This is a genomic window from Sphingomonas echinoides (assembly GCF_029623395.1).
Classification (GTDB): Bacteria; Pseudomonadota; Alphaproteobacteria; order Sphingomonadales; family Sphingomonadaceae; genus Sphingomonas; species Sphingomonas echinoides_A.
Genome location: NZ_JAPYKK010000018.1, coordinates 57,733 through 72,313, shown reverse-complemented (window position 1 = coordinate 72,313; position 14,581 = coordinate 57,733). Strand labels below are relative to the sequence as shown.

Below are 14,581 nucleotides of genomic sequence, written 5' to 3'. Positions count from 1 at the left end.
CGCATACGCCGACCCCATCGCGCTGCCGTTGGTGCCCATCCACCAATAAGGCGCGCGCTTGCGCGTGCCCGTCACGACCTCGTCCATCGTCTGCGGGTCATACAGCCGCCCGCCGAGCATCACGCGGTTGATCTTGTCGCTGTTGCGGATGTCGACCGTCGGGTCGGCATCGAGCACGACGAGATCGGCGAGCTTGCCGACTTCGAGCGAGCCGACGTCCTTGGCATAGCCGAGCGAGGTCGCCGACATGATCGTGCCCGCGCGCAACGCTTCGATCGGCGACCAGCCACCGCGGACGAAGCTCCACATCTCCCAATGCGGCCCAAGCCCGGCCTGCTGCCCATGCGCACCGATCGACACCTGGATGCCGCGATCGGCGAGCTTCTTCGCCTCACGCGCGCTCTCGCCGTCGACGTAATCCTCTTCGGGCGCCATCGTCCGCCGCGCGTTCTGCGCCTCGAGCAGCGCAGGCGGCGCATGGCGCGACAGCAACGGATGCTTCCACACGTCCATATGCTGCCGCCAATACGGGTCGCCCGCCGGGCCGCCATAGGTGACGACGAGCGTCGGGGTGTAATTTGTCTTGGTCTGGGTCCACAGGCTGACCAGATCGTCGTAGAAATATTCGAGCGGGACATTGTGCTCGACCGTGGAATTGCCGTCCTGGATCAGCGACACGTCCATCGCGTAGAGCGAGCCGCCTTCGGGGACGACCTCCATCTGCTCGGCCTGCGCCGCCGCGACGACCATCTGGCGTTGTTCGCGGCGCGGCTGGTTGTAGTTCTTGACGCTGTGCGCGCCCTCCGCCTTCAACCGCCGCACGTCCGCCAGCGCATCCTCATAGCTGTTGATCTCGGCATAGACCTCGGGCGATTTGGCGCCGTAGATCACCTCCCCGGTCGAGAAAATCCGCGGCGCGATGATCTTGCCACTGCGCTGCATTTCGGACGCGACGAAGATCTCCGCCGCGCGGGAGGACGGATCGTGGATCGTCGTCGCGCCCATCGCGAGATTGACGATCGACGACCAGTTCTGCTGCGGGATCAGGTCGTCCTCCGCCTGGGGCCCGTGCGCATGCGCGTCGACCAGGCCGGGAATGATCGTCTTGCCCTTGACGTCGACGACCTTCGCCCCCCCCGGAACCTGAACCGAGGCGCGCGGGCCGACCGCGACGATCCGGTCGCCGCGGATGACGATCACGCCATCGTCGATGATCCCGCCGTCCTTGCGCGCCATCGACACGATCCGCGCGCCGACCAGCGCGACGGTGCCGCTCGGCTTATCCGCCGCCACGTCCATCGACAACGACACGCCGGTCCTGGGCGCGGGGAATTTCGGGGCGGTCTCGTCGGCGGGCGCGGTGCGGAACAGCGCCGCCGTCCGCGCGGTGTAGAGCGTCGGGCCCATGCTCCAGTGCAATTGCGTCCCGTCGTTCGACCAGTTGAGGAAGTCCGCCCCCTCCGCGCTGACTTGCGTCGCGGGCAAGGGTCCCCCCTTCTTGTCGACCTCGACGCCTTGCGTGCCCGGCAGCAACGGCATCACGAAGCCCTGATAGTTCTGCCGGAACGCGACATATTCTCCGCTCGGCGAGACGACGTAATCGGTGATCAGGTCGCCGCTCGCGTGGACGTGCTTCGCTTCGCCGTTGAGATCGGTGCTGACGAACTGGCGCTTGTCCTTGTCCTTCATCAGCATGAACAGCCGGTCGTTGGACGCGCCGAACTGCGGCGCGCTGCCATCCTTCGAAACACGGGTGATCGTCCCGCCTGTCGCTGGCACGCGGTACACCCCGGTGTCCCCGCCGCCGCGCGCCGCGGTCAGATATCCGCCGCCGCCGCGTTCGAACGCGATCGTCTTTCCATCGGGCGAGAATTGCGGGCGGGCATAATGGCCCGCCGACGTAACGGTCCGCGCCGCCCCGCCACCAGCGGCGACGGTCCGGATCGACCCGAGCCCCGCATCGGTCCAGTCGACGAACACGATCGAGCGCCCGTCGCGCGACCAGCTCGGCCACAGTTCCATGCTGGCCTCGTCCCCCTTGACCAGCCGCCGCGGCGCCCCACCTGTAACGGGCTTGATCCAAAGTTTGCCGAGAGTCTCGAACACGATTGTGCGGCCATCGGGGGAGACCGTCGCCCAGCGCGGCATTTTGGTGTCAAAACGGTCCGGAGCGAGCGCAAACTGCGGGTGGGTTGCGTCAATCACGACACGAGTGTCGTCAATTCGGAACGGAATCGACGTTGCCGCACCGCCCTCCGCGCCGACGCGGTTGAGCTTGCCGCCCGCCCAGAACACCACCGACTTGCTGTCGGGCGTCCACGCCATGTTGGGATAGACCCCGGTCACCGCCCAGGTTTCCTGCACGTCGCGGTCGAGCGCATTGTAGATCCGCCGCTCGTCTCCGGTCGCTAACGTCTTGACCCAAAGGGTCGTTTTCCCGTGATCGCGGCGCACGAAGGCGATCATCTTGCCATCCGGCGACGGCGTCGGCCGCACCGAACCCCCCACGCCGGAGACCGCCGTCGTCACCTCGCCGGTGTCGATGTCGTACCGCTCAATATTGAACAGGTCGGTCCGGGAGTTCTGCGCATATTCGAAAATCGGGCCCGGCGAGACGTTCCGGGTGTAATAAATCCCTTTCCCATCAGGTGCATAGATCGGTTCGCCCAGTTCCTTCTGGAGCGTTTCGCTCGCCCTTTTGACGAGCTGGACCCCCGCCCCGCCCGAAACATGGTACAGCCACACCTCCCCCGTCCCGAGCGACCGTCCGGTCGTGAAGTGCTTCTTGGCGACGATAAAGCGCCCGTCCGGCGACCACGTCGGCTGGTTGAGGAGGCGGAAATCTTCCTTTGTTAACTGGCGCTTATCGCTGCCATCGACGTTCATGATCCAGATGTTGTCGCCCCCGCCACGATCCGAGGTGAAGGCGATCCGCTTGCCATCCGGCGAAAACCGCGGCTGATGTTCGTACGACAGCCCTTGCGCGATCCGCGTCGGCGTACCGCCCGAGATCGGCATGGTGTAGATATCCCCCAGCAAATCGAACACGATAAGCTTGCCGTCCGGCGCCACGTCGACGTTCATCCAGGTGCCGTTGTCGACCTTGATCGGGACTTCGCGCGTGCGCAATCCGATCGGCGCCTCGACTTCCCATTTGGAGGATTTTTTCGTTGAAGCAGAACCGGTTACCGCAACAGGCGCTGGGTTCGTCCGCTCAGCTGGAGGCGTGGTCCCGGTCGCTGGCTTGAGGGGGTCGGCCGCCTGATTTTCGGGCGCCTGCGTCTGGTCGGGAAGAGGTTTCGGCGCCGGCTCCGGGGCGCTTTGCGCGAACACTTCGCCTGCCAGCAACGCTGCGGCCACAACCGCCGTAACCCGATATTTCATCTAGCCCCCAAAACATCTTGCGGCGCTGCCGCGTTCGATATCCCGGGGACGCTGCCACGAAGTCGTCGAAGTCCGCAACCCCGCATCCGACGCAACACGGCAACCGGGCGGGAGCGATCCCGCGCATCGACCGTTACCCGCGTCAGGTTCGCACTTTACCGGAGCTCGACATCGCCATGAAGATTACGCTGAAGCCGATCGCCCAACAGGTGATCGTCATTACCGGCGCCAGCTCCGGAATCGGTCTGGTCACCGCCAAGCGGGCCGCAGCGGAAGGCGCAAAGGTCGTGCTCGTCGCGCGCAGCGCGGACTCCCTCCGCAAGGCGGTCGAAGAGATCACCGCCGACGGGGGCGATGCGATCTTCGCGGTGGCCGACGTGGGCGATATCAAGGCAGTGCGCGCCGCCGCTGCCGCGGCCAAAACGCGCTACGGTCGGATCGACACTTGGGTCAATAACGCCGGCACCGCCATTTACGGCAAGCTGATCGACACCCCGCTCGACGAGCATGAGCAGTTGTTCCGGACCAACTATTTCGGCGTGGTCCACGGCGCACTGACCGCGGTCGACCACCTGCGCGATCACGGCGGCGCAATTATTACGGTCGGGTCGATCGCCTCCGAACTCCCCTCCCCGATCCTCAGCGCCTATTCCGCCTCCAAACATGCCGCCCAGGGGTTCGTCGACGCGCTCCGGATGGAGCTCACCGCCGATGCGCTGCCGATCGCGATTACGCTGATCAAGCCGTCCGGGATCGATACGCCGATCGCGCAGCACGCCGCCAACCATGTCGACGGCGAAGCGCTGATCCCGCCGCCGGTCTACGATCCCGCGCTCGCGGCCAAGGCCATTCTGGATGCGGCACAGACCGTTCGGCGCGAAATCACGGTCGGTGGCGCGGGGCGGCTTCAGGTCTTGTTCGGCACGCACTTTCCAGGCTTGCTCGACCGAATGGCGGGACTTGTCGCACCCGCGATGTCGGATGCAAACCAGCCAAAGACCCGTTCCACAACGATCTTCGAACCGACGCAGCCGGGGCAGGAACGCTCCGGCATCCAGCCAGGACGGACGTTTAGCGTCTATACCGCGGCGGAGCGTCACCCGGGGATCGTCCGGGCAATCACGCTGGCCAGTGTCGGTGGCATCGCAGCCCTGGCGCTGGCGCGACGTGCAGCCAACACCCGTTCTTCTTCCAAGGATTGATCTTGCCGCACTATCTGGTCGCCGAAAGCGAAACGCCCGAGGAACGCGCGGCGCGCCGCGCCCATGCGGGTAAAAGCTCGGGCGAGACCTACGCCGCCACCTTGCGGCAGTTGCGTCCCGACGCCGAAATCACGATCGTCGCCCCTGCCGACGACGCCGCACAGGTTTATACCCGGGAGGAAATGCGCGCTTTCGATGCCGTGTTCCTGACGGGAGCGCCGTTACACGTCTACGAAGACACGCCCGAAGTCGCGCGCCAACTTGCTTTCATGCGGACCGTCTTTTCGGCCGGCCGGCGTTCGTTCGGCTCCTGCGCGGGATTGCAACTTGCCGTGGCCGCCGCGGGCGGCACGGTGCGCAAGATGCCCGACCGGATGGAAGCCGGCATTGCGCGGCGCATCACGCCAACGGAGGCCGGGCGAACGCACCCGCTTCTGGCCGGGCGCGCAGCCAGTTGGGATGCTCCGGCGATCCACGGCGACGAGGTGGAACGGCTTCCCGAAGACGCGACCTTGCTGGCGAGCAACGCGGTAACGCGGGTTCAGGCCGCCGAAATCCGGCACGATGGCGGTGTTTTCTGGGGCGTGCAATATCATCCGGAACTCGCACTCGCGGAGATCGCAATCGCGCTTCGCCGGCAGTCGGAGGCGCTGGTGGACGCTGGCATGGCGGAGAATACGGCGGCGGTCGAAACCCGCGCCGATTTGCTCGATGCGTTGCACGCAACACCCGATCAACGGGCACTCCATTGGGCCCTGGGAATCGACGACGAATTTGCCGACGAGGCGCGACGCCGGATCGAAATTTCGAACTTTCTGGAGGCCGTGGAATAAGCTGCAGAGATCGGAGCGCGGCGGTGGGCCGTTAAATGGAGACGCCCAACCCCGTCGCCACGGCGAGCAGGATCCCGACACCGGCGACCATGCTGGCTCCCAAGGTGATCCATTTCGAACGTGCGACCATCGCGATCGACAGCAGCACGATCGCGAGTTGCAACGCCGTCTCGCCGAGTTCGAACCCTTCTCCACGCTTCGCCGCGCGCTCACCCTCTACGCGCTGGCGGGCGCCCGCCAGTTCGAGTTGTTTGATGCCGTGCCCGGCGCGGTCCGGCGCGCGCAACCGCGCGGCTTCGCTCGCCCAGTGCGACCGGTCAGCCTCCGAGGCCCCCGGTTGCGCGGCGGCGGTCTTCAGCACGGTTTCCCGGACGATCTTGGCCTGCATGTACGCAAAGCTGTCCGATGCGGCGATATGCTGCAGGACGCTTTCGCGCTGTGCACCCGCCGCGTTCATGTGGACGATCGCCAGCGCCACCGCGAACCCGCCAACCAATAGCGAAACGCGGTCGCGAAAACGCCGCTCGCGCTCGCGTTCGATCCGGTCGGCCGCGTTGGAGCTTTCCTCGGCACGCTCGATCGCCTCGTCGATCAGGTCCTTGGCGTCGGCGGGTTCCATCATGTCTCCAACGACCAACAGGTCAGGTATACGGTATAAGACCCCTTACGCCGTCCCGCAGCGAAACACGACAAAGTCCGGAAGCTACAGGTTCGCCTGTTCGTCCTCCGGCAAATCGTCGTCGGGGCCGTAATAGAGTTCGGCACATTCAGCACGGAGACACCCGCCCTCGAACACGATGTCATCCCGGTAAGCGTTGCGAACGAAATCGAGCGTGTCGATATGACGCGCTTCGAAGTACATCGGATGGACGTCGGCGGCTTCCGCCCCGTAGACGACGCGCCCGAGCTTCGACCAGATCGACGCCATCGTGCACATTCCGCACGGTTGCAATGTCGAGTAGAGCGTCGCACCGCGGAGTTCGAGCTCACCGGTGGCTTCACAGGCGCGGCGGATCGCCATCATCTCGGCATGCGCGGTCGCATCAGGAAGCTCATGGGTCTGGTTGCGCTCCTCGGCAATCACCTTCCCGTCGAGGACGATCACGGAGCCGAGCGGAGAGGTCGAGGGGTCAGATCCCTTTGACCGGGCGATCGCGATCGCACGACGCATCCACTTTTCGTCATCCTGTGTCATCATACCCTCGCGACCGTACCGAACTGCCGCTGAAAGCGGCTGAACGACGGATCCGTTCCGGGCCCCGCGCAATCAGCCTGGGTCGCGCTCGAGATAAGTCTGCGCAAGGCTGCGCACGTCGACCCGCGCCTTGAGCCGTGCGGCGAGCAAGGCGGTACCGCTGATCTTGCGCTGAACGAATAGCGTGTCGACAGGGGGCACGTGCCACGTCGATCGATCACGCGCCATGTCGATGCCCTGATCCCGCAGCACGCCGACGAACGCACGGTCACCGAAGTCGAACGGCCCTGCCTTCCCCAACTCACCGATCACCACGTCGATCATCCGGTCGACCAACGCGCGGTGCGCGACGACCGCTGCGGGCCCGAGGAAGCCGGCGGCCACCGCAGCCTCACGAACCGCGTCGCGATCCCCGGAAAGCCCCGCCTCCAACAGCGTGCGATAGCCGTGCGCGGTTTCCGCCGGCACGCCCCGCGCCGCGCCGAAATCGAGCAGCACCATGCGTTCCGTCTCCGGCTGCCACCGGTAGTTGCCGAAGTTGGGATCGGTCTGCATCAGACCCCATTCGAGCATTTCGCGCAGCACGAGGTCGATCAGATTGCCCATTACGCGATCGCGCAGCGCTTGCGGGGCGGTCTCGAGCGATTCGATCGGCACGCCCGCAACGAAATCCATCGCCAGCACGTGCGGCGTGGTCAGATCAGGATGGAGCGCGGGCACAAGGAACTGTGGTTCACCGCGCAACAGGTCGCCGAAGCGCGCGAGCATCTCGCCCTCACGAAGATAGTCGGCTTCCTCGTGCAACTGGCGCTTCGCCTCGGCCAGCAGGGGCGCGATGTCGAGTGTCTTGGGCAAGACCCCGGACACGCGCAACAGGGTCGCGACATTGTCGACGTCCGAATCAATGCTGTCCTTCACACCAGGATATTGAACCTTGATCGCCAGCTCGCGCCCATCGGGCAAGCGCGCGCGGTGGACCTGGCCGATCGAGGCGGCGGCGATCGGATGGGCCTGAAAATGCGCGAAGCCCCGCCGCCAGTCCTTGCCCCACTCCTTCGCCAGCACCGTATCGAGCTGTTGTGGCGGCATGTGATGCGCGTTGTCGCGCAACCGCGCCAGGATCGTGGCGAGTTCGGGCGGGAGCATGTCTCCCGCGTCCATCGAAATCATCTGCCCGAGCTTCATCGCCGCGCCGCGCAGGTGCGACAGTTGGTCCGCCACTCGCACTGCATTGGCGGGGGTAAGCAACAGGTCCCCCATCTTGGGGACCTCTCCGCTCGCAAGACGCCGCGCGCCTTCCGCCATCACATTGCCCGCGACCCCGCCCGCCATCCGGCCAAAGACGCCTAGCCGCGCAAGGCGGCCACTGGGTACGGAACGTCCCTTGCTGCGATCGTCGCTCACGCCGTGTCCTCGATGGAAAAGGGTTGTGCCGTCACGCGGCGTTTTGCTCTGCCTTGCGCGCAAGACGTTGCAACCGAGGGCGTATGCGCAGGAACACGCGATACGCCTGTTCTAGCAGTGGCAGCATCCCGGGCGCCTTCGCCACGAGACCGAGCCAGCGCAACCGCGGGATCGCGCGCCACATCGCTGCAAAGGCGGCGGCTCCCGACAGCAGGACACCGTTTTCGCGCGCGTGAAAACGCGCGAGCAGGTCCGCGCGATCGATCGGGCAACTGCCGCCATCAGCCTTGTCGACATCGACGAAGGTAATCGCCTGCACGCGATCCAGACGCTGCATCAGCGCGATTTCGCGCCGACACAGCGGGCATCCGCCATCATACCAGACCGTCAGCTCCGTCATGGTCGCTATATGGGGATGCGCGCGGCAGGATCGAGGTGCGGATTACGATTAAGCCGTAAGCGCATCGCGCTTTAAGCCCCTCCCCATCAGAGGAGGAGTTTGGGAGGTGGGGCTAGCCTGCGCCATTCCGCGCTCCGCTTGCTGCACGGCCCCACCCCCAGCCCCTCCCCTGAAGGGAGGAGTGAAAGAGGCGTCAGTTCAGTCCGCCGCCAAGGACACGGTATAGCGTTACGAGATTGTTCGCTCGTGCCAGCCGGGTCGTCACCAGATCCTGTCGGGCACCATAGGCCGTGCGCTGCGAATCGAGTGAGGTCAGGAACGAGTCCACACCCGCCCGATACCGCGCATCGGACAAGCGGGCAGAGACCAGCGCCGCTTCTGCCCGCCGAGACCGGGCACCCAGCTGAGCGTCGATCGTCCCGCGGGTCGCTAGGGCATCAGCAACCTCCCGGAATGCGGTCTGCAGCGTCTTTTCATACGTCGCGATCGCACCGCGCTGCTGGGCGCGTGCGAGGTCGAGATTGCCCTTCCGGCGACCGAAGTCGAAGATCGGCAACGTCGCCGTAGGGGCCGCAGACCAACTATCGCTGTTCGCGCCGAACAAGCCCGTCAACGCCTTGCTCACCGTCCCGAAGCTGGTGGTCAGCGAAATCGTCGGGAACATCGCGGCCCGCGCGGCGCCGATGTTGGCGTTCTGCGCAATCAGACGATGCTCGGCCTCGAGCACGTCGGGGCGGCGCAGCAAGACCGATGATTCGAGATTGCCGGGAAGCGCGTTCAACGTCCGGTCTTCCGTCCCGAGCGTCTTTGGCAGGAGCGTCGCGGGAGTGGTCGTTCCGACCAGGAGGTCGAGAGCGTTGCGATCCTGCGCGATCCGGGCGCGGAGCGCGGCGATGTCGTTCGCGGCCGCTTCGTAATTGGTCTCGGCCTGGCGCACCACCAGCTCGGACTGCGTTCCGATCCGGAATTGCGCCCGCGTCAGCTGGAGCGACTGTTCGAAGCTCGAAAGCGTTTCCTGCGACACACCCAGTAATTCCTGATCCGACGCAAGCGTGAGATAGGCCGCCGCGATTTCGGAAATCAGGCTGATGCGGGTGGAGCGTTGCGCCTCTTCGGTTGCGAAATACTGTTGTAAGCCGCTTTCGCTGAGGTTGCGCAGACGGCCCCACAGGTCGAGTTCGAACTGCGAGATGCCCACGTTGGCGGAATAGAATTCGATGTTCGAACTCGTCGTCGTACCCACGCCCGTTCCGGTTCCCGTACCGGCACCCGTGCCGACACCCGCCCCGCCGCCGCCGCCCGTGGCCGCGCCCCGGGGGTTGGCGTAATAAGCAGAGCCGCTCGCGTTGATCGACGGCAACTGGTTCGAGCGCTGTACGCGATATTGCGCGCGGGCCTGCTGCACGTTCGCCGCCGCTAACCGCAGATCGCGGTTGTTCTCCAGCCCAAGCGCGATGACGTCCCGCAGCTTGGGATCGGTGAAGAACGATTGCCATCCGATCTTCGTCACGTCAGGCGCGTCAGTCAGCGCTACGGGATAAGGTCCGCCTTGTGGCAGGGCCAAGGGAACGGCTCCCTGCGGTCGGACGTAGTTGGGGGCCATGTTGCAGCCCGCCAGTGCTGCCGTCGCCAGCAGCACCGCGACGGTACGGATCGTCGTCTTCATGTTCATGCTCCCTGCGGGGCGGTGTTGGGTGCGGGCGGACCGAACGGGGCGGCTTGATGATCGCCGTCGATGTCCGTCCGATCGTCGCGCTTCTTCGTCTTGCGGCCCGCGAACAGCGCGCGGACGACGACGAAGAACATTGGGATGAAGAAGATGCCGAGGATCGTCGCGGTCAGCATGCCGCCGACCACCGCGCGACCGATCGCATTCTGCCCACCAGCACCCGCGCCCGTCGAAATCGCGAGCGGCAGCACACCGAAGATGAAGGCGAGACTGGTCATCAGGATCGGCCGCAACCGGATTTTCGCCGCTGCGATTGCGGCGTCGAAGGCGTTCATCCCCTCGCGCATCCGTTCCTCGGCGAACTCGACAATCAGGATCGCGTTCTTCGCCGACACGCCAATCGTGGTGATCAGGCCGACCTGCAGATAGATGTCGTTGTTGAGCCCGGTGAGCAGCGCAGCAAACAAAGCACCGACCACGCCGAGCGGCACAACCAGCAGCACCGAGATCGGCACCGACCAGCTTTCGTACAGCGCAGCAAGGCACAGGAAGACCATCAACAGTGACAAGCCGTAGAGGGACGGCGCCTGCCCGCCCGAAAGTTTTTCTTCATACGACAGGCCGGTCCACTCGAGATCGGTTCCGGGCGGCAGCTTGGCGTGAATTTCCTGCATCGCTGCCAGCGCGGCGCCGGTGCTCAGCCCCGGTGCCGAGCCACCCTGCAATTCCATGGCTGGCTGGCCGTTGTAGCGGGTCAGCTGGACGGGAGCCTGAGTCCAGCGCAGCGTCGTGAAGGCACTGTAGGGGACCATCGCGCCATTGGCACCGCGGACGTAGAATTTGTCCAGGTCTTCGGGCTTCAGGCGGAACGCCGCATCGGCTTGGACGAACACGCGCTTGACGCGGCCACGGTCGATGAAGTCGTTGACGTATTGGCTGCCCCACGCCGTCGAGATCGTCTGATTGACCTCGGCAAGATCGAGCCCAAGCGCGCGTGCCTTGTCCTGATCGACGTCGATCTTGAGCTGCGGTGCATCCTCCAGCGACATTGGACGGACCTGCGCGAGGCGCTTGTCCTGCATCGCCATGCCAAGCATCATGTTGCGCATCTGCAACAGCTTGTCATGCCCCATGCCAACCTTGTCGACCAACTGAAGATCGAAGCCGGTCGCATTGCCCAATTCCTGAACCGCGGGCGGCACGATCGCAAAGATCATCGCATCGTGGAACTGCGAGAATGCGCCCATCGCGCGTCCGGCAATCGCCTGCGCCTTGTTGGCGGCACCCGAACGGTCCTCCCACTTTTTGAGTGGAACGAACGCAAGACCGGCATTCTGGCCCTGCCCAGCGAAACTGAACCCGCTGATCGTGAACACGCCTTCGACGTTCGCCTTCTCCTTGGTCAGGAAATGGTCGCGGACTTCGGCGAGCCCGGCATCGGTCCGCGCGGTTGTGGCGCCCGAAGGCCCCTGCACCAGCGCAATCACGGTGCCCTGATCCTCATCGGGAAGGAAGCCGGTTGGCAGACGGACGAACAGGAAGACCATGACGCCTGCGATCAGCAGGAACGCGATCATCGACCGGCCCCAGCGGTGCGCGGTACTACGCACGCCCTTCTCATACTTCGCAGTGCCGCGATCGAACGTCCGGTTGAACCAGCGGAAGAAGCGCGACAGCGGGCCCTTGCCTTCCGCCTTGTCGGGATCGTGCGGCTTTAGGATCGTGGCGCACAAGGCTGGCGTCAGGACGAGCGCGACCAGCACCGACAAGGCCATCGCCGAGACGATCGTGATCGAGAACTGGCGATAGATGACGCCTGTGGAGCCGCCAAAGAACGCCATCGGCAGGAACACCGCGGACAGGACAAGCCCGATACCGACCAGCGCGCTGCTGATCTCGTCCATCGATTTCCGAGCCGCTTCGCGCGGGGAAAGGTGCTCGGTGATGATAAGACGTTCGACGTTCTCGACGACGACGATCGCGTCATCGACGAGCAGACCGATCGCCAGCACCATGCCGAACAAGGTCAGCGTATTGATCGAGTAGCCCGCAACCGCGAGCACCGCGAACGTGCCCAGCAACACGACCGGCACCGCGATCGTTGGGATCAGCGTTGCGCGCCAGTTCTGGAGGAACAGGTACATGACGAGGAACACGAGGACGACTGCCTCGATCAGGGTATGCACGACCTGTTCGATCGACAGGCGGACGAACGGCGTGGAATCGTACGGGTAGATGACCTTGACGTCGGACGGGAACGTCTTCGACATCTCGGAGATCCGCGCCTTGACCGCATCAACCGTGGCAAGCGCATTCGCGCCCGGCGCGAGCTTGATACCGATCCCGGCGGCAGGTTTGCCGTTGTAAAGCGAGTTAAACCCGTAATCCGCCGCACCCAGTTCGACCCGGGCGACATCACGCAGGCGGACCACGGCGCCGCTGGCATCGGTCTTCAGACGGATATTGCCAAATTGCTCCGGCGTGTTGAGGCGCGACTGGATCGACACCGTCGCGTTGAGCATCTGGCTTGCCGGCGCAGGCTGCGCGCCGAGCTGACCGGCGGAAACCTGCGCGTTCTGCGCCCGAAGTGCTGCACTGACGTCTGAAACCGTGAGCTGATAACCGTTGAGCTTGAGCGGATCGATCCAGATGCGCATGGCATATTGCGCGCCGAACAGCTGGGTGTCGCCGACACCGTTGATGCGGCTCAGCGGATCCTGAACCTTGGACGCGAGCAGATCGGCGAGATCCGACCCGCTGTGCCGTTCGTCCTCCGAGTAGATCCCCATGATCACGAGGAAGTTCGAGGTCGCCTTGGCGACTTGAATGCCCTGCTGCTGGACTTCCTGCGGTAGCAACGGCGTTGCGGCTTGCAGTTTGTTCTGGACCTGGACCTGCGCGATGTCGGGGTTGGTTCCCTGCTCGAAGGTCAGCGTGATCTGAACGTTGCCCGCGGAACTGGACGAGGACGAGAAGTAGCGAAGGTTATCGATTCCCTTCATCTGCTGCTCGATGATCTGCGTCGTCGTATTCTCGAGCGTTTGGGCGTCCGCACCCGGATACGTTGCGGTGATGCTGACCGAAGGTGGCGCGATCGAGGGAAATTGCGCGATCGGCAAGCTGCGGATGGCGATAAGGCCACCGACCATCAGGATAATCGCGATGACCCACGCAAAGATGGGGCGTTCGATGAAAAAGCGGGACATGAGCGTTATTGTCCCTTGCCGGCGGCCGGAGCGTTGGCGGGTTGCTGCGCAGAGGGCTTGCCCGCCTTGTCGGTCCAGCGGACGGGATTGACCGGCGTTCCCGGTTGCAGATTCTGCGCCCCCTCGACAATCACGCGGTCACCCGGAGCAAGTCCGGCAGTAACCATCCAATTGTCGCCGATCGTACGCGGCGCGGTAAGAACTCTGGGCTGGATCTTATTGCCGGGCCCAACAAACATCACGATCGGATTGCCCTTTTCGTCACGGCTTACCGCGCGTTGCGGCACGAGCAGGGTATTGTCCCGGGTGCCTTCGACGAACTGTGCGGTGACGTACATGCCAGGCAGCAACAACCGGTTGGGATTGGCAAATTGCGCGCGAATCGTTTGGCTACCCGTCGCCGGATCGACCGTCACGTCCGCGAACTTGACCACGCCCTCGACCGGATACAGCGTGCCGTCCTCAAGCTTCAGCCGGATCCGCGCGGCGTTGGCACCTCGCGAGAGATTGCCTGCCAACAATTGCTTACGAAGCCGCAACTGATCGACACTCGACTGCGTGATATCGACATAAATCGGATCGAGCCGCTGAATGGTGCTCAGCGCGGTTGCCTGAGACGCAGTAACTAGGCCGCCCGTCGTCACCGCCGACCGCCCGATCCGGCCCGAGATCGGTGCCTTGACCGTCGTCCGACCAAGATCGATCGTTGCTGTCCGGAGCGCGGCTTCCTGCGCAGCAACGTCGGCGCGCGCTTGCTGCGCCGTGGTGATGGCGTTGTCGTAATCCTGCCGTGCGATCGCGTTGATCTTGACGAGTTCGCCGTACCGTCGCGCCAGCGCGTCGTTCGATGCGATCGCGGCCTTCGCTCTTGCAAGCGCAGCCCGGGCGCTAGCAACCTGTGCCTGGTACGGCTGCGGGTCGATCCGATACAATGGCTGGCCCGCGCGGACCTCGTCCCCTTCCTGGAACAGCCTGGCGGTAATCAACCCGTTGACCTGTGGGCGCACTTCCGACGTTTCGTAGGCGGCGGTGCGTGCAGCGAGTTCGGTGCTGAGCGTGACTGATTGCGGCGAAAGGGTAACAAAACCGACTTGCGGCGTTTGGGGTGCTGGTTGCTGTTGTTGCTTACCGCTGCTGCACCCCGCCAGGAGAACCGCGGTGATCACCATCAAGGAGGAGGATTTGCGCACGCTGCTTCCAATGTCTAAGTGTGAGCGATCGATCACTCACATTTCAAGCGCGGCGCCTACCTACCAAAATCGCGGAAAACAAGCTCTAAGGATACGAT

The 14,581-nt window shown here is 64.5% G+C and carries 10 protein-coding genes; 2 read left to right on the top strand and 8 right to left on the bottom strand.

The genetic code is table 11. The features are described from left to right. Positions 1 to 3,384: amidohydrolase family protein (locus QBJ92_RS12245; protein ID WP_277969974.1), on the bottom strand; the 3,384-nt coding region annotated here is incomplete at its 3' end. Positions 3,385 to 3,560: 176 nt separating this feature from the next. Here QBJ92_RS12245 and QBJ92_RS12240 point away from each other — a divergent pair. Together QBJ92_RS12240 and QBJ92_RS12235 are read left to right on the top strand one after the other, a co-directional pair. After that, complete coding sequence (locus tag QBJ92_RS12240) at positions 3,561 to 4,586, top strand: SDR family oxidoreductase (protein WP_277969973.1); 1,026 nt, start codon at positions 3,561 to 3,563, stop codon at positions 4,584 to 4,586. A 2-nt stretch (positions 4,587 to 4,588) separates the two neighbouring features. Continuing rightward, entirely contained in the window at positions 4,589 to 5,419 is an 831-nt protein-coding gene (locus QBJ92_RS12235; protein ID WP_277969972.1) for a type 1 glutamine amidotransferase, read from the top strand. A gap of 31 nt (positions 5,420 to 5,450) precedes the next feature. Here QBJ92_RS12235 and QBJ92_RS12230 read toward each other — a convergent pair whose 3' ends face one another. The 7 genes from QBJ92_RS12230 to QBJ92_RS12200 form a co-directional block, all read right to left on the bottom strand. After that, positions 5,451 to 6,041, bottom strand: coding sequence for a DUF4337 family protein (locus QBJ92_RS12230; RefSeq protein WP_277969971.1), 591 nt, complete (start codon positions 6,039 to 6,041; stop codon positions 5,451 to 5,453). Between the two features lie 81 nt (positions 6,042 to 6,122). Then, entirely contained in the window at positions 6,123 to 6,614 is a 492-nt protein-coding gene (locus tag QBJ92_RS12225; RefSeq protein WP_431358399.1) for a nucleoside deaminase, read from the bottom strand. Positions 6,615 to 6,686: 72 nt separating this feature from the next. After that, on the bottom strand, positions 6,687 to 8,018 hold the full coding sequence (locus tag QBJ92_RS12220; RefSeq protein WP_277969969.1) for an ABC1 kinase family protein: 1,332 nt from the start codon (positions 8,016 to 8,018) through the stop codon (positions 6,687 to 6,689). Between the two features lie 31 nt (positions 8,019 to 8,049). Beyond that, complete coding sequence (locus QBJ92_RS12215; protein ID WP_277969968.1) at positions 8,050 to 8,418, bottom strand: thiol-disulfide oxidoreductase DCC family protein; 369 nt, start codon at positions 8,416 to 8,418, stop codon at positions 8,050 to 8,052. A gap of 193 nt (positions 8,419 to 8,611) precedes the next feature. Then, on the bottom strand, positions 8,612 to 10,084 hold the full coding sequence (locus QBJ92_RS12210) for an efflux transporter outer membrane subunit (RefSeq protein WP_431358398.1): 1,473 nt from the start codon (positions 10,082 to 10,084) through the stop codon (positions 8,612 to 8,614). A gap of 2 nt (positions 10,085 to 10,086) precedes the next feature. Continuing rightward, positions 10,087 to 13,293, bottom strand: a complete 3,207-nt coding sequence (locus QBJ92_RS12205; RefSeq protein WP_277969966.1) for an efflux RND transporter permease subunit — start codon at positions 13,291 to 13,293, stop codon at positions 10,087 to 10,089. A 5-nt stretch (positions 13,294 to 13,298) separates the two neighbouring features. Beyond that, the gene (locus QBJ92_RS12200) at positions 13,299 to 14,483 is read right to left on the bottom strand and encodes an efflux RND transporter periplasmic adaptor subunit (RefSeq protein WP_277969965.1); all 1,185 of its coding nucleotides are present in this window, start codon (positions 14,481 to 14,483) and stop codon (positions 13,299 to 13,301) included. Positions 14,484 to 14,581 lie beyond the last annotated feature (98 nt).

What these genes read in the sequence shown, in the direction of transcription:
- QBJ92_RS12240 (WP_277969973.1), top strand. Translation starts at nt 3,561, where the DNA reads ATGAAGATTACGCTGAAGCCGATCGCCCAACAGGTGATCGTCATTACC.
- QBJ92_RS12230 (WP_277969971.1), bottom strand. Translation starts at nt 6,041, where the DNA reads ATGATGGAACCCGCCGACGCCAAGGACCTGATCGACGAGGCGATCGAG.
- QBJ92_RS12225 (WP_431358399.1), bottom strand. Translation starts at nt 6,614, where the DNA reads ATGACACAGGATGACGAAAAGTGGATGCGTCGTGCGATCGCGATCGCC.
- QBJ92_RS12215 (WP_277969968.1), bottom strand. Translation starts at nt 8,418, where the DNA reads ATGACGGAGCTGACGGTCTGGTATGATGGCGGATGCCCGCTGTGTCGG.
- QBJ92_RS12210 (WP_431358398.1), bottom strand. Translation starts at nt 10,084, where the DNA reads ATGAAGACGACGATCCGTACCGTCGCGGTGCTGCTGGCGACGGCAGCA.
- QBJ92_RS12205 (WP_277969966.1), bottom strand. Translation starts at nt 13,293, where the DNA reads ATGTCCCGCTTTTTCATCGAACGCCCCATCTTTGCGTGGGTCATCGCG.